17 protein-coding genes and 1 pseudogene are annotated in these 17,379 nt (G+C 72.5%); 14 read left to right on the plus strand and 4 right to left on the minus strand.

The features are described from left to right. Positions 1–199 precede the first annotated feature (199 nt). The gene (locus ADK41_RS42015) at positions 200–373 is read right to left on the minus strand and encodes a hypothetical protein (protein ID WP_167353455.1); all 174 of its coding nucleotides are present in this window, start codon (positions 371–373) and stop codon (positions 200–202) included. Positions 374–821: 448 nt separating this feature from the next. Between ADK41_RS42015 and ADK41_RS06615 the strand changes: the two genes are divergently transcribed. From ADK41_RS06615 to ADK41_RS06630, 4 genes are all read left to right on the plus strand, one after another. After that, positions 822–1,475 (plus strand): response regulator transcription factor, encoded by a 654-nt coding sequence (locus ADK41_RS06615; protein WP_007387794.1) that lies wholly within the window; start codon positions 822–824, stop codon positions 1,473–1,475. A 6-nt stretch (positions 1,476–1,481) separates the two neighbouring features. After that, positions 1,482–2,726, plus strand: a complete 1,245-nt coding sequence (locus tag ADK41_RS06620; protein WP_030826308.1) for a sensor histidine kinase — start codon at positions 1,482–1,484, stop codon at positions 2,724–2,726. 392 nt (positions 2,727–3,118) lie between these two features. Then, entirely contained in the window at positions 3,119–3,415 is a 297-nt protein-coding gene (locus ADK41_RS06625) for a DUF4193 domain-containing protein (protein WP_003993510.1), read from the plus strand. 13 nt (positions 3,416–3,428) lie between these two features. Beyond that, complete coding sequence (locus ADK41_RS06630) at positions 3,429–4,373, plus strand: hypothetical protein (protein WP_030826311.1); 945 nt, start codon at positions 3,429–3,431, stop codon at positions 4,371–4,373. A 261-nt stretch (positions 4,374–4,634) separates the two neighbouring features. Here the strand turns inward: ADK41_RS06630 and ADK41_RS06635 are convergent, their stop codons facing one another. Further along, complete coding sequence (locus ADK41_RS06635) at positions 4,635–5,102, minus strand: DUF3093 domain-containing protein (protein WP_030826314.1); 468 nt, start codon at positions 5,100–5,102, stop codon at positions 4,635–4,637. 58 nt (positions 5,103–5,160) lie between these two features. Between ADK41_RS06635 and ADK41_RS06640 the strand changes: the two genes are divergently transcribed. The 8 genes from ADK41_RS06640 to ADK41_RS06675 all read left to right on the plus strand — a co-directional run bounded on the left by ADK41_RS06640 (position 5,161) and on the right by ADK41_RS06675 (position 12,515). Continuing rightward, the gene (locus ADK41_RS06640; protein ID WP_030826317.1) at positions 5,161–5,745 is read left to right on the plus strand and encodes a PaaI family thioesterase; all 585 of its coding nucleotides are present in this window, start codon (positions 5,161–5,163) and stop codon (positions 5,743–5,745) included. Then, positions 5,742–6,287 (plus strand): dUTP diphosphatase, encoded by a 546-nt coding sequence (gene dut, locus ADK41_RS06645; protein WP_030826318.1) that lies wholly within the window; start codon positions 5,742–5,744, stop codon positions 6,285–6,287. Before ADK41_RS06640 ends, dut begins: the two co-directional genes overlap by 4 nt. A gap of 1 nt (position 6,288) precedes the next feature. After that, positions 6,289–7,047 (plus strand): DUF3710 domain-containing protein, encoded by a 759-nt coding sequence (locus tag ADK41_RS06650; protein ID WP_030826321.1) that lies wholly within the window; start codon positions 6,289–6,291, stop codon positions 7,045–7,047. Between the two features lie 230 nt (positions 7,048–7,277). Beyond that, a complete protein-coding gene (locus tag ADK41_RS06655; RefSeq protein WP_030826323.1) occupies positions 7,278–7,970 on the plus strand; it encodes an ABC transporter ATP-binding protein in 693 nt (230 codons plus the stop codon). A 52-nt stretch (positions 7,971–8,022) separates the two neighbouring features. After that, the gene (locus ADK41_RS06660; RefSeq protein WP_030826325.1) at positions 8,023–10,572 is read left to right on the plus strand and encodes a sensor histidine kinase; all 2,550 of its coding nucleotides are present in this window, start codon (positions 8,023–8,025) and stop codon (positions 10,570–10,572) included. Then, positions 10,569–11,249 carry a response regulator gene (locus tag ADK41_RS06665; protein ID WP_030826326.1) on the plus strand — a complete coding sequence of 227 codons (681 nt, stop codon included), beginning with the start codon at positions 10,569–10,571 and terminating at the stop codon, positions 11,247–11,249. The genes ADK41_RS06660 and ADK41_RS06665 overlap by 4 nt, the downstream gene beginning before the upstream one ends. A gap of 99 nt (positions 11,250–11,348) precedes the next feature. Then, positions 11,349–11,747, plus strand: a complete 399-nt coding sequence (locus ADK41_RS06670) for an OB-fold nucleic acid binding domain-containing protein (RefSeq protein WP_078661935.1) — start codon at positions 11,349–11,351, stop codon at positions 11,745–11,747. 3 nt (positions 11,748–11,750) lie between these two features. Beyond that, entirely contained in the window at positions 11,751–12,515 is a 765-nt protein-coding gene (locus ADK41_RS06675; protein ID WP_030826330.1) for a DUF3159 domain-containing protein, read from the plus strand. Positions 12,516–12,561: 46 nt separating this feature from the next. Here the strand turns inward: ADK41_RS06675 and ADK41_RS06680 are convergent, their stop codons facing one another. Both ADK41_RS06680 and ADK41_RS06685 read right to left on the minus strand, forming a co-directional pair. Beyond that, entirely contained in the window at positions 12,562–13,230 is a 669-nt protein-coding gene (locus ADK41_RS06680) for a potassium channel family protein (protein ID WP_006136376.1), read from the minus strand. Then, complete coding sequence (locus tag ADK41_RS06685; protein ID WP_030826332.1) at positions 13,230–13,901, minus strand: potassium channel family protein; 672 nt, start codon at positions 13,899–13,901, stop codon at positions 13,230–13,232. Before ADK41_RS06685 ends, ADK41_RS06680 begins: the two co-directional genes overlap by 1 nt. Before the next feature lie 278 nt (positions 13,902–14,179). On the opposite strand from ADK41_RS06685, the pseudogene ADK41_RS06690 reads away from it, so the two are divergent. Beyond that, positions 14,180–15,060, plus strand: a pseudogene (locus tag ADK41_RS06690) (PfkB family carbohydrate kinase). A gap of 267 nt (positions 15,061–15,327) precedes the next feature. Continuing rightward, positions 15,328–17,373, plus strand: coding sequence for an APC family permease (locus ADK41_RS06695; RefSeq protein ID WP_030826335.1), 2,046 nt, complete (start codon positions 15,328–15,330; stop codon positions 17,371–17,373). Positions 17,374–17,379 lie beyond the last annotated feature (6 nt).

Below are 17,379 nucleotides of genomic sequence, written 5' to 3' on the forward strand. Positions count from 1 at the left end.
TGAGAGAACCGTGGGGGCGCGCCGGTGGCGGGACCGCGCCCCTCCCGCTCGAGCGAAGTCGGGAGTGGGGGAGCGCGCAGGCCCGAAGGGCCGGGCACGGCCGTCTCCTCGACACCGGCTGAGGCGCCCCGTGGGCGGACGAGCAGAACGAACGGGCCCCGGCGCTGGATTCGCCGGGGCCCGTTCCGTCGAGAGCCGGTCAGACGCTGTACGCGCCGACCTCCACGCCGTGTTCGGCGGCGAGGCGGCGCAGATCGTCGAGTTCGCCCTGCTCCACTTCGACGAGGAAGTCGTCGCCGTCGTCGCGGGCCCGCGAGAGATCGGACTCGGTCGCCTTTATGCGCTGCAGAAGTCCTGCGGTGAATGCGTCCATGCTGCGCCCCCTCGTCCTGGGTCGGTGGGTCGGTGGCACGGGGGTGTGCCGTTGGGAAGGGATGATCACGTCCGGAGCGGATGCCCGGCGCCGCCCGGCCGGGCGGCGACGGCGCCGGACATCCACGCCCGCTCTGCGGAAGCGGACTGATGCGCACCGCATGGTGGCGCGGTACGTGCAGAGCGTGATCGCGGGATGTAAAACCCGTCCTCCCCACGCTCTCTTCCGGGGAAACCTCACCGCGCGAGAAATTCTCGTATTCCCGCCCCGTTCGCCCGGACGTTCCCCGGTCCCGCGCCCGCCCGCCACCGTCCCCTCACCCGCCTTACAGCCGACTTACGGCCGAAAAGGGCAGGATGGAGGTCAACACACCCACCCGTACCCCTGCCCGAGTGCGCCCTGAGGCGTTGTCCGAATCGAGGGCGGGACCCGAGGAAGGACAAGCGACGTGCGCGTACTCGTCGTCGAGGACGAGCAGCTGCTCGCCGATGCGGTGGCCACCGGGCTGCGCCGGGAGGCCATGGCCGTCGACGTCGTGTACGACGGTGCGGCCGCCCTGGAGCGCATCGGCGTCAACGACTACGACGTGGTCGTCCTCGACCGCGACCTCCCGCTGGTGCACGGCGACGACGTCTGCCGCAGGATCGTCGAACTCGGCATGCCCACCCGCGTGCTGATGCTCACGGCGTCCGGCGACGTCAGCGACCGTGTCGAGGGTCTGGAGATCGGCGCCGACGACTATCTGCCCAAGCCCTTCGCGTTCAGCGAGCTCATCGCGCGCGTGCGCGCCCTCGGGCGGCGTACGAGCGTGCCGCTGCCGCCCGTCCTGGAGCGCGCCGGGATCAAGCTCGACCCCAACCGCCGCGAGGTCTTCCGCGACGGCAAGGAGGTGCAGCTCGCCCCGAAGGAGTTCGCCGTCCTGGAGGTGCTCATGCGCAGCGAGGGCGCGGTCGTCTCCGCGGAACAGCTGCTGGAGAAGGCCTGGGACGAGAACACCGACCCGTTCACCAACGTGGTGCGGGTGACCGTGATGACCCTGCGCCGCAAGCTGGGGGAGCCGCCGGTCATCGTGACCGTGCCCGGCTCCGGATACCGGATCTGATGACCGATGGCCGCCACGCCCGCGCCCCCCACGGCGCCCCCCAAGCCCACCTGGGACCCCCGCTCGGCGACCCCGCTGCCGTGGCTGCGTCCCACCATCCGCATACGGCTCACGCTGCTGTACGGCGGCATGTTCCTGATCGCCGGCATCCTGCTGCTGTCGATCATCTACCTGCTCGCCGCCCAGGCCCTGCGCACCGGCAGCCAGCCCCTGTTCAAGATCGTCGACTTCAACGGCCTGAAGGTCTCCAGCAACGACTGTCCGGGCATCGCCAACGGCAACCTGGAGCTGTCCGAGTTCAACGCCCGGATCAGCGAGTGCATCGACCACCAGCGCCAGGTCGCCCTGGACAACCTGCTCAGCCGCTCCCTGCTGGCCCTGCTGGGCCTCGCCGTCATCGCCTTCGCCTTCGGCTACGCCATGGCCGGCCGGGTCCTGTCGCCGCTGGGCCGGATCACCCGCACCGCCCGCGCGGTGGCCGGTTCGGACCTGTCCCGCCGGATCGAGCTGGACGGCCCGGACGACGAGCTGAAGGAACTGGCCGACACCTTCGACGACATGCTGGAGCGGCTCCAGCGGGCGTTCACCGCCCAGCAGCGCTTCGTGGGCAACGCCTCGCACGAGCTGCGCACCCCGCTGGCGATCAACCGCACCCTGCTGGAGGTGCACCTCTCCGATCCCGGCGCGCCGGTGGAGCTGCAGCAGCTGGGCAAGACGCTGCTGTCCACCAACGAGCGCAGCGAACAGCTCGTGGAGGGCCTGCTGCTGCTCGCCCGCAGCGACAACCAGATCGTCGAGCGCAAGCCCGTGGACCTCGCCGAGGTCGCCACCCAGGCGATCGACCAGGTGCACGGCGAGGCGGAGGCCAAGGGCGTGGAGATCCGCGGCGCGCGCCGGCCCGCGGTCGTCCAGGGCAACGGCGTGCTGCTGGAGCGGATCGCGCTGAACCTGGTGCAGAACGCCGTGCGGTACAACGTGCCCGAGGAGGGCTGGGTCGAGGTCACCACCGAGGTGCAGCACGGCCAGGCGGTCCTGGTGGTGTCGAACACGGGCCCGGTGGTACCCGCGTACGAGATCGACAACCTCTTCGAGCCGTTCCGGCGGCTGCGCACCGAGCGCACGGGCAGCGACAAGGGCGTCGGACTCGGTCTGTCCATCGCCCGGTCGGTCGCCCGGGCGCACGGCGGGCACATCTACGCACAGCCGCGCGAGGGGGGCGGGCTCGTGATGCGCGTCACCCTGCCGATCTGAGATGATGCCGCCGACACGATGGGGTGTTCGCTTTGAGCGGAATTTTCGGGGCGCCTCTCCGGTAACCCCATGTGTGATCGATCACAAGCGCGATTCCCGGCCCGTCCACTCTCCGTGATCATGTATCCCCGAGAAAGTCGGGAAAGTCCCGGTTTTCAGGGGGCCTGATCACGGGAAGTACACGGTGAGGCGCCTTTGATGCGCGACGTTCGGACCGTGTACGGTCCCCCTCGCCATCCCAGCCGATCACTCGTGAGGAGTCCGGTTGGGTGTCGATTGAGTAACAGACCTTGATGTGAGGCAAAATCTCCGCCTCAGGTCGGGCACAAGTCCGGCCTCTCACGCGTTACGTGCGCTGGAGACACCGCATACACCCAGAGGGGGAGAGTGACATGGCAACCGACTACGACACTCCACGCAAGACCGACGACGACGTCGACTCGGACAGCCTCGAAGAACTGAAGGCCAGGCGGAACGACAAGTCGGCCTCGGCCGTGGACGTCGACGAGTTCGAGGCCGCCGAGGGCCTGGAACTGCCCGGAGCGGACCTCTCGAACGAGGAGCTGGCCGTCCGGGTCCTGCCGAAGCAGCAGGACGAGTTCACCTGCATGAGCTGCTTCCTGGTCCACCACCGCAGCCAGCTGGCCCGCGAGAAGAACGGCCAGCCGATCTGCCGCGACTGCGACTGAGGCGGGGTCGGCCGTGACTGGCTCGACCCCTCCGCGGAAGCGCCGCTTCTTCGCGAGAGGAGCGGACCCGGGGCCCCAGGAGGGCCCGCAGCACGACACGCGTGACCAAGAGCGGGGCCCAACCGGTACCGGGGCGGCCTCGCTCGAAGCGGCAGCCGGCCGGGGTGACCTCCCGGCGTCCCCGGAGGTCACCGCGCCCGCGGCGCACCGGCGGGCCGCCGTGGTCCGCGAGAAGGCCCTGGAAGGCGCCCGCAAGGGCGGCGCCCGCGCCCGCGCGGGACTGGCGCACCTCGCGGACCGGATCATCGAGATCGCCCCGCGGGTGCCCGTGCGCGACCTCGGGACGCTGCGCCGGCAGTTCCCCGGCCTCGGCCCCGAGGACCTCGCGGACAAGCTCGTCGCGGGCGCGGCGAAGGCCACGGCGACGGTCGGGGCCGGAGTCGGCGCGGCGGCCATGATGCCCGTGCCGCCCGCGATGCCGACGGAACTGGCCGCCGAGATCACCGGCGTCGCCGCCATCGAACTGAAACTGATCGCCGAACTCCACGAGGTCTACGGCGTACGGCCGGCCGGCGCCCTCGCCCAGCGCAGCACCGTGTACCTCAACTCCTGGTCGCAGGAGCGCGGGATCGAGGCGACCAGGCCCTCGACCGTGAGCGCGGCGCTGAACAGCCGCATGAAGCGCGAACTGCGCCAGCGGATCCTGAAGCGCACGGTCCGCAACCTGCCGAACCTGATGCCGTTCCTGGTGGGAGCCGCCGTGGGCGCCGCCCTGAACCGCAGGGACACCAGAAAGCTCGCCGCACGCATCCGGGACGACCTGCGAAGAATCCAGGTGCCCTGGGACGCGCTGCCGGCCCTCCCCGCCCTGGAACGCCCCGAGGACGTCCTCCCCGAGGACGCCCTCAAGGAGCTCGGCGGCCACCTGGGGAAGGACGACGGGCACCGGGCCCCGTGAGCCCTGCGGGCCACACCTCGCCCCCGTGTTCCCCTGCCGCCGTCAAAGTCCGTCCGGCGGATCACGCCGAAGGCGCGGGGCCCGGCCGGCGCGTCCGTGGTGTCGGCGTCGGTCGCCGGCTTCCCGTCCCGGACCGCGTTCACGTGGGGGACCCTGTCGTGCCGACGTCCTTTCGCCCCGTGCGGTCGCACGTGCCGGGTCGTGCTCGCCGGTGCTTCGAAGCGTCGCCGGTTTCCCCGGTGCGATCCCGCCGGGCAGGCCTCAGGCGGCGGCCGCGTCCTTCGCCGCCCGCAGCGCCCGCGCCAGCCGCTCCGGCTCGCGCGTCGACAGGAAGACGTAGGGAGTCGGGTCCGCCGGGTCGGTGACGTCCACGCGCAGCGCGCCTGGAATGTACGCCCGCAGCAGCATGAAGCAGCGCGGGTCGGCCTTGTGGGTGCGCCAGGCCCGGGCCTCGTCGGCGTCCAGGACCTCCGCCTCGCCCAGCGCCGACACCGGGATCCTCGCCTCGCCCGCGAGCAGGTGGCCGCCCACGACCCGGATGCGCGCCGAGCCGTACGAGCTGGCCACGACGGCCGCCGCGGCGGTGCCGCCGGCCAGGCCGGCGAGCATCGGCAGCGTGCCGAACGGCAGCAGGATCAGCGCCAGCGAGACCCCCACCAGGAAGGAGATCAGCCACCAGGAGCGGGGGGCGGTGAGGCGTTCTTCGTACGGGGCGGCGGAGAGCTGCATGAATCCAAGCTTGGCACGGTGTCGGGCCGGGACCCGCGCGCGGGTAAGGTCTGCGGCTGTGAGTGGTAATTCCGCAGCTCTTCAGCCCCCGGACGACGCCGTGGCCCCCGTGCGCCATCCGGACGCCCCCGCACCCGGCGAGCTCCTGGGCGCGCACTACGGCCAGTGCTTCGGCTGTGGCGGCGAACAGCCCCACGGACTGCACCTGGAGGCCCGCGCCGGCGAGGGCGTGTCGATCACCGCCGAGTTCACCGTGCAGCCCGCCCACCAGGGCGCCCCGGGACTCGCGCACGGCGGGGTGCTCGCCGCCGCCCTGGACGAGACGCTCGGCTCGCTCAACTGGCTGCTGCGCACGATCGCGGTGACCGGCAGGCTGGAGACCGACTTCGTCCGGCCCGTGCCGGTCGGCACCGTGCTGCACCTGGAGGCCGAGGTGACGGCGGTGGCCGGACGGAAGATCTACTGCACCGCCACCGGACGCATCGGCGGCCCCGACGGGCCGGTCGCGGTCCGCGCCGACGCCCTGTTCATCGAGGTCAAGGTCGACCACTTCGTCGACCACGGCCGCGAGGAGGAGATCCGGGCCGCCATGGAGGACCCCGACCAGGTCCGCCGCGCCCGCGCCTTCGAGGTGAACCCGTGAGCGCGCTCGAGGTGCTGATCCGGCGCGTCGACCCCGACGTACCGCTTCCGGCGTACGAGCACCCGGGGGACGCGGGGGCCGACCTGCGGACCACCGAGGCCCGCGAACTGGCTCCCGGCGAGCGGGCCGTACTGCCCACGGGAGTGTCTGTGGCGCTGCCCGACGGGTACGCGGCCTTCGTGCACCCGCGATCCGGTCTCGCCGCCCGCTGTGGCGTCGCCCTGGTGAATGCCCCGGGGACGGTTGATGCCGGGTACCGTGGGGAGATCAAGGTGATCGTGGTGAATCTCGACCCGCGCGAGACCGTGCGGTTCGAGCGCTTCGACCGGATTGCCCAACTGGTCGTCCAGCAGGTCGAGAGGGTCCGCTTCGTGTCGGTCGCGGAGCTTCCCCCCTCGGCCCGGGCCGAGGGGGGCTTCGGGTCCACCGGCGGCCACGCCGCGGTGGAAGGTAAGAGCGGCACAAGCGTTCAGGCCGCCGTGGGCGGTACAGCGGGTGGGAATCGATACGCTTCGGTCGTATCCGACCGGGAAGGACAGTGACGTGTTCGGACGTCGCAAGAAGAAGGATGCCGCCGACGGTGCGGCCGGCGAGGCCGAGCAGGTCGTCGACGGTGTCGACGCTGAGGCGGGCGAGGAGGCCGAGCGGCTGAGGCTCGAGCCGGCGCCGCGGCCCGACGGACCCTGGGACAGCAGCGAGGTCAGCGAGCCCGGCGAGGGCCGGGTCGATCTGGGCGGCCTGTTCGTGCCCGGTGTCGACGGCATGGAGCTGCGGGTGGAGGTCGCGGGCGACGCGATCGTCGCGGCCACCGTCGTGCTGCGGGACAGCGCCATCCAGTTGCAGGGCTTCGCCGCGCCCAAGCGGGAGGGCATCTGGGGCGAGGTGCGCGAGGAGATCGCGGCCGGCATCACCCAGCAGGGCGGCATCATCGACGAGGTCGAGGGTCCGCTGGGCTGGGAGCTGCGGGCCCAGGTGCCGGTGCAGCTGCCCGACGGCACCGGCGGCTTCCAGGTCGTGCGGTTCGTCGGCGTGGACGGCCCCCGCTGGTTCCTGCGCGGAGTGATCTCGGGCCAGGGCGCGGTGCAGCCGCAGGCCGCCGGGCTCCTCGAGCAGATCTTCCGGGACACGGTCGTGGTGCGCGGCGAGGGCCCGATGGCCCCGCGTGACCCGATCGTCCTGAAGCTGCCGAACGACGCGCAGATGGTCCCCGAGAACGTGCAGCAGCAGGAGGAGGGCGGCTCCCGCTTCGCCGGCGGCATGGGCCAGCTCCAGCGCGGACCGGAGATCACCGAGGTGCGCTAGCCGGGTTCCCGGCGGGTCGAGGGGCCGCGCCCCCGGGCGGGGTGCGGCCCTCTTCGCGTGCGCGAGCCGGTGCCGGCGGGCGCCTCCCGGCTCCGCTCGAGCGGGAGGTCCCCCTCGCCCTGCGGCCCTCGTGTGCACGTCCGTGTGCCGGAGGCGATCCGGTCCGACCGTTGATCGACCGGGCGCCGGGCGGGGATACTGGCACCCGGTCCACGGGGGAGGGCAGCCGTATGCGTCAGGTGGTCACCGAGACGATGGTGCGTGTCGAGGACGTGCACAAGTCGTACGGCACGGGAGCCGCCGCCGTCCACGCGCTGCGCGGCGTCTCCTTCGAGGTCCCGCGCGGCGAACTGGTCGCCCTCAAGGGCCGCTCCGGATCCGGCAAGACCACGCTCCTGAACATCGTCGGCGGCCTCGACGCCCCCGACCGGGGGCGGGTCCGCGTCGACGGGAGCGACCTCGCCGACCTCGACGAGAACGGGCTGCTCGCCCTGCGCCGGGACCACATCGGCTTCGTCTTCCAGTCCTTCGGCCTCATCCCCATCCTCACCGCCGCCGAGAACGTCGGCGTCCCGCTGCGGCTGCGCCGCGCCGACCCGCGCGAGCGCGAGGAGCGCGTCGAGCTGCTGCTGTCCCTCGTCGGCCTCGCCGACCACGCCGCCCAGCGGCCCGGCGAACTCTCCGGCGGCCAGCAGCAGCGGGTCGCCCTCGCCCGCGCCCTCGCCAACCACCCCTCCCTGCTCATCGCCGACGAGCCGACCGGCCAGCTGGACGCGGAGACCGGGCACGCCGTGATGGAGCTGCTGCGCGCGGTCGTCCGCAGCGAGCACGTCACCGCGCTCGTCGCCACCCACGACACCACCCTCCTCGACCTCGCCGACCGCGTCCTGGAGCTGAGCGACGGCGGGATCGTCGAGCACTGACCCCGCCGGGGCCCCGCGCCCGGCCGGGTGTCAGGGGGAAGACAATGAGGCCATGGGACGCGGCAACCTTCGGATCCACCTCGGCGCGGCACCGGGCGTCGGCAAGACGTACGCGATGCTCTCCGAGGCCCACCGCCGTGCCGAACGCGGCACCGACTGCGTGGTGGCCTTCGCCGAGCCGCACGGCAGGCCCCGCACCGAGGCGCTGCTGCGGGGCCTGGAGCTGATCCCGCACCGGGAGGTGGAACACCGCGGGGCCGTCCTGACGGAGATGGACCTCGACGCCGTCCTCGCCCGCCGCCCCCGGGTGGCCCTCGTCGACGAGCTCGCCCACACCAACGTCCCCGGCTCGCGCAACGCCAAGCGCTGGCAGGACGTGGAGGAGCTGCTCGCGGCCGGGATCGACGTCCTGTCCACGGTCAACATCCAGCACCTGGAGTCGCTGGGCGACGTCGTGGAGTCGATCACCGGCGTACGGGAGCGGGAGACCGTACCGGACGAGGTGGTGCGGCGGGCGGACCAGATCGAGCTGGTCGACATGACGCCCGAGGCGCTGCGCCGCCGCATGGCGCACGGCAACATCCACCGGCCGGACGAGGTCGACGCCGCCCTGTCCAACTACTTCCGCCCCGGCAACCTCACCGCGCTCAGGGAGCTGGCGCTGCTGTGGGTGGCCGACCGGGTCGACGCCCACCTCCAGCGCTACCGCAGCGAGCACGAGGTCTCGGCGATATGGGGCTCCCGCGAGCGGATCGTCGTCGGCCTGACCGGCGGTCCGGAGGGCCGCACCCTGCTCCGGCGGGCCGCGCGGCTGGCGGAGAAGGGCGCCGGCGGCGAACTGCTCGCCGTCTACATCTCCCGCAGCGACGGGCTCACCGCGGCCTCGCCCCGGGAGCTGGTCGAGCAGCGCACCCTGGTGGAGGACCTCGGCGGCACCTTCCACCACGTCGTCGGCGACGACATACCCGCCGACCTGCTCGCCTTCGCGCGCGGGGCCAACGCCACCCAGATCGTGCTCGGCTCCTCGCGCCGCCCGGCCTGGCAGTACGTCTTCGGGCCCGGCGTCGGCGCGACCGTCGCCCGGGACTCGGGACCCGACCTGGACGTGCACATCGTCACCCACGAGGAGGTCGCCAAGGGCCGCGGACTGCCCGGCGCACGGGGCGCACGGCTCGGGCGCTCCCGGCTGGCCTGGGGCTGGGCGGTCGGCCTGGCCGGCCCGGCGGCGGTGGCGGCGCTGCTCAGCGCCGTGGACCTCGGACTCGCCAACGACATGCTGCTCTTCCTGGCCCTGACGGTGGCGGCGGCCCTGCTCGGCGGGCTCTGGCCGGCGCTGGCCTCCGCGGCGGTCGGCTCGCTGCTGCTGAACTACTTCTACACCCCGCCCCTGCACCGCTGGACCGTCTCCGACCCGAAGAACATCATCGCCATCGTGATCTTCGTCGCGGTGGGCGCGGCGGTGGCGTCCGTGGTCGACCTCGCGGCCCGGCGCACCCACCAGGCGGCCCGGCTGCGGGCCGAGTCGGAGATCCTGTCCTTCCTCGCCGGCAACGTGCTGCGCGGGGAGACCGGTCTGGAGGAGCTGCTGGAGCGGGTGCGGGAGACCTTCGGCATGGAGTCCGCCGCCCTCCTCGAACGCGCGGGCGACGTCGAGCCGTGGACCTGCGCCGGCCGGGCGGGGCGCGGACGCCCGGTCGAACGGCCCGAGGACGCGGACGTGGAGGTGCCGGTCGGCGACCACATGGCGCTGGCGCTGACCGGCCGGGTGCCGCCCGCCGAGGACCGCAGGGTGCTGGCCGCCTTCGCCGCGCAGGCCGCCGTCGTCCTGGACCGCCGCCGGCTGCGCGAGCAGGCCGGCCGGGCCCTCGCCCTCGCCGAGGGCAACCGCATCCGCACCGCCCTGCTGGCCGCCGTCAGCCACGACCTGCGCACCCCGCTGGCCGGTATCAAGGCCGCCGTCTCCTCACTGCGCTCCGAGGACGTCGAGTGGTCCCCCGAGGACCGGGCCGAGCTGCTGGAGGGCATCGAGGACGGCGCCGACCGCCTGGACCACCTGGTGGGCAACCTGCTGGACATGTCCCGGCTGCACACCGGCACGGTCACCCCCCTGATCCGGGGGACCGACCTGGACGAGGTGGTGCCGAGGGCGCTCGGCGGGGTGCCCGAGGACAGCGTGGCCCTGGACGTCCCCGAGGCCCTGCCCATGGTCGCCGCGGACCCGGGGCTGCTGGAGCGGGCGATGGCCAACGTGATCGAGAACGCCGTGAAGTACAGTCCCCCCGGCCTGCCCGTCCTGGTCGCCGCCAGCGCCCTCGCCGACCGGGTCGAGGTGCGGGTGGTGGACCGCGGTCCCGGCGTCCCCGACGAGGCCAAGGAGCACATCTTCGAACCCTTCCAGCGGCACGGTGACGCACCGCGCGGGGCCGGCGTCGGTCTCGGACTGGCGGTCGCCCGGGGCTTCGCCGAGGCCATGGGAGGCACCCTGAACGCCGAGGACACCCCCGGCGGCGGCCTCACGATGACGCTCACCCTGCGCGCCGCGGCGCATCCGGAGGACCAGCAGGCCGCAGCGGCCGCAGAACCCGAAAGGCAGCCCTCATGACCCGTGTCCTGGTGGTCGACGACGACCCGGCCATCGTGCGCGCCCTCGTGATCAACCTCAGGGCACGCTCGTACGAGGTCGACTCCGCCCACGACGGCGCCGCCGCCCTGCGCACGGCCGCCGCCCGCCATCCCGACGTCGTCGTCCTCGACCTCGGCCTGCCCGACACGGACGGCGTCGAGGTGATCAGGGAGCTGCGCGGCTGGACCCGGGCGCCGATCCTGGTGCTGTCCGCCCGGCACGCCTCCGCCGAGAAGGTCCAGGCGCTGGACGCGGGGGCCGACGACTACGTCACCAAGCCCTTCGGCATGGACGAACTGCTGGCCCGGCTGCGGGCCGCCGTACGCCGTGCGGAGCCCGCCGGCGACGGGGGCGACCCGGTGGTGGAGACCGCCGCCTTCACCGTCGACCTGGCCGCGAAGAAGGTCAACCGCGGCGGCAGGGACGTACGGCTGACCCCCACCGAATGGCACCTGCTGGAGGTGCTGGTGCGGGCCGGCGGCAGGCTGGTGGCGCAGAAACAGCTGCTGCGGGAGGTGTGGGGGCCGTCGTACGGCACGGAGACGAACTACCTGCGCGTGTACATGGCGCAGCTGCGGCGGAAGCTGGAGGCGGATCCGTCCCATCCGAGGCACCTGATCACCGAGCCGGGCATGGGCTACCGCTTCGAGAGGTGAGGGCCGGCGGAGCGACCGCGACGGCGGTCGGGCCGTGCCCGTTCGGACCGGGGCGGCAGCGGGTACGTAACCGTCAGTGCCCCCCGGTACGCTTCAGATATGAGTGCTGTTCCTCGACCCGAGAAGCCGGCAGGCCGGTTCCGGCGCATGCTCGACCGGCTCTCCTCGTCTCAGGAGGACCTGGAGTCCGAGGAGCTGCGTGAGGACGCCGAGACGGCCGGCTGTACGCGGATAGGCGACTGCCGCGACCGGCAGATCGTCACGGTTACTGGTACCTTGCGCACGGTCACGCTGCGGCCGCGCGCGGGAGTTCCGGCCCTGGAGGCCGAGCTGTTCGACGGCTCCGCCGCACTCGACGTGGTGTGGCTCGGCAGGCGCTCCATCGTGGGGATAGAACCGGGGCGCAGGCTGATCGCATCGGGCCGGATCTCGATGAGCCGGGGCCGCCGGGTGCTGTTCAATCCGAAATACGAACTGAGACCCCTCGGACGGGAGTAGCCGGTGACGTCACTCGACAAGCCGACGACCGAAGACACATCCGCGGACGACGCCCGGGCGGTGACCGAAGCAGCCCTCTTCGAGGCGTTCGGCGGAGTGCGGGGCATGGTCGAGACGGTGCTCCCCGGACTGCTGTTCGTCAGCATCTACACGATCAACAAGGACCTGCACATGTCGGCGATCGCGGCGCTCGCCGTGTCGCTGGTGATGGTCGTGGTCCGCCTGGCGCGGAAGGACACCGTCAAGCACGCCTTCAGCGGCGTCTTCGGCGTCGCCTTCGGCGTGGTCTTCGCGATGATGACCGGCAACGCCAAGGACTTCTACCTGCCGGGCATGCTGTACACGCTGGGCCTGGCCCTGGCGTACATCGTCACGGCCATGGCGGGCGTCCCGCTGATCGGGCTGATGCTGGGCCCCGTCTTCCGGGAGAACCTCTCCTGGCGCACCCGCAACCCCGGCCGGAAGAAGGCGTACACCAAGGCCAGCTGGGCCTGGGGACTGATCCTGCTCGGCAAGAGCGCGATCCTGTTCCCGCTGTACTGGTGGGCGGACACGACCCAGCTGGGCTGGGTGCTGATCGCGCTGAAGATCCCGCCGTTCCTGCTCGCGGTGTACCTGACCTGGGTGTTCCTGGCGAAGGCGCCGCCGCCGATCGACGTCTTCGCCGAGATGGAGGCGGAGGAACGCGCGGAGGAGGAGCGCAAGGCCGCCGCCGCGCAGGAGAACGGCGAGACGACGACGGCCGGCCGTCACCGCCGCGAGTCCTAGTCCGTACGAAAGAGGGGCGCCCGGAGAACTCCGGGCGCCCCTCTTCTCACGACTCCTTGCGGACCGAGAGCAGGTCCTCCAGCTGTTCCTCGCGTGCCTGGGCGGCCACGAAGAGGAGTTCGTCGCCGGCCTCCAGGGAGTCCTCCCGGGTCGGCGTCAGGACGCGCGTGCCGCGGATGATGGTGACCAGCGAGGTGTCCTGCGGCCACTGGACGTCCCCGACCTGCGTGCCGGCCAGCGCCGACTCCTCCGGCAGGGTCAGCTCGACCAGGTTGGCGTCACCGTGGCTGAAGCGCAGCAGCCGGACCAGGTCGCCGACGCTCACCGCCTCCTCCACCAGGGCCGACATCAGGCGCGGGGTGGAGACGGCGACGTCCACCCCCCAGGACTCGTTGAACAGCCACTCGTTCTTCGGGTTGTTCACCCGGGCGACGACGCGCGGGACGCCGTACTCGGTCTTGGCGAGCAGCGAGACGACCAGGTTGACCTTGTCGTCGCCGGTCGCGGCGATGACGACGTTGCAGCGCTGGAGCGCCGCCTCGTCCAGGGAGGTGATCTCGCAGGCGTCGGCGAGCAGCCACTCCGCCTGCGGCACGCGCTCGACCGAGATGGCGGTCGGCGCCTTGTCGATCAGCAGGACCTCGTGGCCGTTCTCCAGCAGCTCGCCCGCGATCGAGCGGCCGACGGCGCCGGCTCCGGCAATGGCGACCCTCATCAGTGACCGCCCTCCTCTTCGGGACCCTTGGCGAACGCCGCCTCGACGCGGTCGATCTCATCGGTGCGCATCATCACATGCACCAGGTCCCCCTCCTGCAGCACCGTCTGCGAGCTGGGCAGGATCGCCTCGCCGAGCCGGGTCAGGAAGGCCACCCGCACGCCGGTCTCGTCCTGCAGCCTGCTGATCCTGTGCCCCACCCAGGCCGTGGAGGTGTGCACCTCGGCCAGCTGGACCCCGCCGGTGGGGTCGCGCCACAGCGGCTCGGCCCCCGAGGGGAGCAGCCGGCGCAGCATCTGGTCGGCCGTCCAGCGCACGGTCGCCACGGTGGGGATGCCCAGGCGCTGGTAGACCTCCGCGCGGCGGGGGTCGTAGATGCGGGCGGCGACGTGCTCGATGCCGAACATCTCCCGGGCCACCCGCGCGGCGATGATGTTGGAGTTGTCGCCGCTGGAGACGGCGGCGAAGGCGCCCGCCTCCTCGATGCCCGCCTCGCGCAGGGTGTCCTGGTCGAAACCGACGCCGGTGACCCGGCGGCCGCTGAACGAGGACCCCAGCCGGCGGAAGGCGGTGGGGTCCTGGTCGATCACGGCGACCGTGTGTCCCTGTTCCTCCAGGGCCTGGGCCAGGTCGGAACCCACCCTGCCGCAGCCCATGATGACGATATGCATCGCGTCACACCGTGCTTCCTGCAGGCCGTTCGGCCTTCATGACCTTCGTGCTCATGTCTCTCTTTCGGCTCGCCAGGCAAACAACGCGGCCTGTGTGCGGGCCGCCGGGCAACATCATGCCGGGGGATCGCGGTCCCGACGCCCTCCGGGGCCCGGCCGTCGTGTTCGCGTGCCGGGTCCAACGTATCCGCACCACCCGGGCACGACCGAGGCCCGGGGCAAGGAGGGAACCGGCCACGACCGCCGAGACCGGCGTCCTCGTCCCGGGCGGTGCGGGCGTGGACACGATCGTGCACGTGTCCGAGCTGCCCGTGCCGCCCGCCGACAGCCACATGATCCGGCCGGGCATCGTCACCCGCGCGGGACGCGGCGACTTCGTCGCCCTCGGCTCCAGCGCCCTCGGCCTGCGCACCCGCCACCTCGACCTGATCGGCGACGACCACGAGGGCGACCTCGTCCGCGCCCTGCGCCGGGACCACGGCATCGCGCTCACCGCTGTACCGCAGCCGTGCGGCACCCAGCGCGCCGTCGACCCGGTCGGCCCCGACGGCCGGAGGCTCTCCCCGCACGACGCGACCCGCCGGGCCGAGACGGACCGGCTGCCCGAGCGGACGGTGCGCGATCCGGCCGCCGTCAGCCGGCACGCCCACGTCGTCATCACCCAGCCGTGCGCCGGCGCCCTCCCCGTGCTGCGCGAGGCGGGCGTGACGATCTCGACCGACCTGCACGACCGGGACGGCGTCGACCCGTCCACGAGCCCTTCGCCCTCGCCGCGGACCTCGTCCTCCTCTCCGCCGCCGCCCCGACCGACCCGGAGGCCGTCCTGCGCGGGGCCGCCGCGCGGGGCCGGGCCCGGATCGTCGTCGCCACCGCGGGCGCCGGGGGCGCGTACCTGCCGGCCGACGGCGAACCGACCCACGTCCCCGCGGCCGGGCCCCCGACACCGGTCGTCGACTCCAACGGGGCCGGCGACGCCTTCGCCGCCGCCTTCCCGCACGGCCGGCCGGGCGGCGAGGACGCCCTCCACCGCGCCCGGCTCGGCACGGTGGCGGGGGCGTACGCCTGCACGGTGCCGTCGACCCGGATGGCCGCCATCGGACCGGAGGCCCTGCGCGCCGGAGCCGCCGGGCGCGCGCCCGGGACGGTCAGCGGCGCGTGATGCTGCGCACACTCGCCACGGCGAGGACGCCGAGACCGACGAGGGAGGCCACGGCGCCGATCAGTTGTGCGGTGGTGTGCATGGGACCTCCACGGGGCGTGGCGACGACGGCCGGGTCAGTCATCCAGGCACAGGACTTCCGCGACCTGCGCGATCCGCGCCCCGCCCGCCGGTGATTTCACCCGGAGGACGGGGCCGTATGGATGCCGTATGGATGTGGGGCGGTGGTTGGGCGGTCCCTGGCCGAAAGGCTTACGATCCACTGCTGTGTCCAAATTGACCGACGTGCCCAAACGGATTCTGATCGGGCGCGCACTGCGCAGTGACCGGCTGGGCGAGACGCTCCTGCCGAAGCGCGTCGCACTTCCCGTCTTCGCCTCCGACCCGCTTTCCTCCGTGGCGTACGCCCCCGGCGAGGTGCTGCTGGTCCTGTCGATCGCGGGCCTGTCGGCGTACCACTTCAGCCCCTGGATCGCCGTCGCGGTCGTCGTGCTGATGTTCACCGTGGTCGCCTCCTACCGGCAGAACGTCCGCGAGTACCCGAGCGGCGGCGGCGACTACGAGGTGGCCACCACCAACCTCGGCCCCAGGTCCGGACTGACCGTCGCCAGCGCCCTGCTCGTCGACTACGTCCTCACCGTCGCGGTCTCGATCTCCTCCGGGATCGAGAACCTGGGGTCGGCGGTCCCGTTCGTCGTCGAGAACAAGGTGGCCTGCGCGATCGGCGTGATCGTGCTGCTGACGCTGATGAACCTGCGCGGGGTCAAGGAGTCGGGCACCCTCTTCGCGATCCCCACGTACGTCTTCGTCGCCGGCGTCTTCCTCATGATCACGTGGGGGGCCTTCCGCGGGATCGTGCTCGGCGACGACATGCGGGCGCCGACCGCGGACTTCGAGATCAAACCCGAACACCCCGGCCTCGCCGGCTTCGCCCTGGTCTTCCTGCTGCTGCGCGCCTTCTCCTCCGGCTGCGCCGCGCTCACCGGCGTCGAGGCGATCTCCAACGGCGTGCCCGCCTTCCGCAAGCCCAAGTCCCGGAACGCCGCGACCACGCTCGCCATGATGGGCCTGCTCGCCGTCACCATGTTCTGCGGCATCATCGCGCTGGCCGCCGCCACCGACGTCCGCATGGCCGAGCACCCCGCCAAGGACCTGATCCACGACGGCGCCCCGCTCGGCCCCGACTACGTCCAGGACCCGGTGATCTCCCAGGTCGCCGAGGCCGTCTTCGGCCACGGCAGCCTCCTGTTCATGATCCTCGCCGCCGCCACCGCGCTGGTGCTGTTCCTCGCCGCGAACACCGCCTACAACGGCTTCCCGCTGCTCGGCTCGATCCTCGCCCAGGACCGCTACCTCCCCCGCCAGCTGCACACGCGCGGCGACCGCCTCGCCTTCTCCAACGGCATCCTGCTGCTCGCCGGCGCGGCCGCGCTGCTGGTGCTGATCTACGGCGCCGACTCCACGCGGCTGATCCAGCTCTACATCGTCGGCGTGTTCGTGTCCTTCACCCTCAGCCAGACCGGCATGGTGCGGCACTGGAACCGGCTGCTGGCCACCGAGAGGGACCAGGCCAGGCGCCGCCACATGATCCGCTCCCGGGCCATCAACACCTTCGGCGCCTTCTTCACCGGCCTGGTCCTGGTCGTCGTCCTCGTCACCAAGTTCACCCACGGCGCCTGGGTCGCGCTGCTCGGCATGTGCATCTTCTACGCGACGATGACGGCGATCCGCAGGCACTACGACCGCGTCGCCGAGGAGATCGCCGCCCCCGAGGTCCCCGGTGACGACATGGTGCGGCCCTCCCGCGTCCACTCGGTCGTCCTGATCTCCAGGATCCACCGCCCCACGCTGCGCGCGCTCGCCTACGCCCGGCTGATGCGCTCCGACACCCTGGAGGCGCTCAGCGTCAACGTGGACCCGGAGGAGACCAGGGCGCTGCGCGAGGAGTGGGAGCGGCGCGGCATCGACGTACCCCTCAAGGTGCTCGACTCGCCGTACCGGGAGGTCACCCGCCCGGTGATCGAGTACGTCAAGGGCCTGCGCAGGGAGTCCCCGCGCGACGTGGTCTCCGTGATCATCCCCGAGTACGTGGTCGGCCACTGGTACGAGCACCTGCTGCACAACCAGAGCGCGCTGCGGCTCAAGGGCAGGCTGCTGTTCACGCCGGGTGTGATGGTGACCTCGGTGCCGTACCAGCTCCAGTCCTCCGAGGCCGCCAGGAAGCGCGCCCGCAGGCGGCAGGAGTGGGCCGCCCCCGGCTCGGTGCGCCGCGGACCGAAGGAGCGGGCGAAGGGCCCCTCCTCGCACACGTAGACTGGT

The sequence above is a fragment of the Streptomyces caelestis genome, from assembly GCF_001279005.1.
In the GTDB taxonomy this organism is placed as follows: domain Bacteria; phylum Actinomycetota; class Actinomycetes; order Streptomycetales; family Streptomycetaceae; genus Streptomyces; species Streptomyces heliomycini.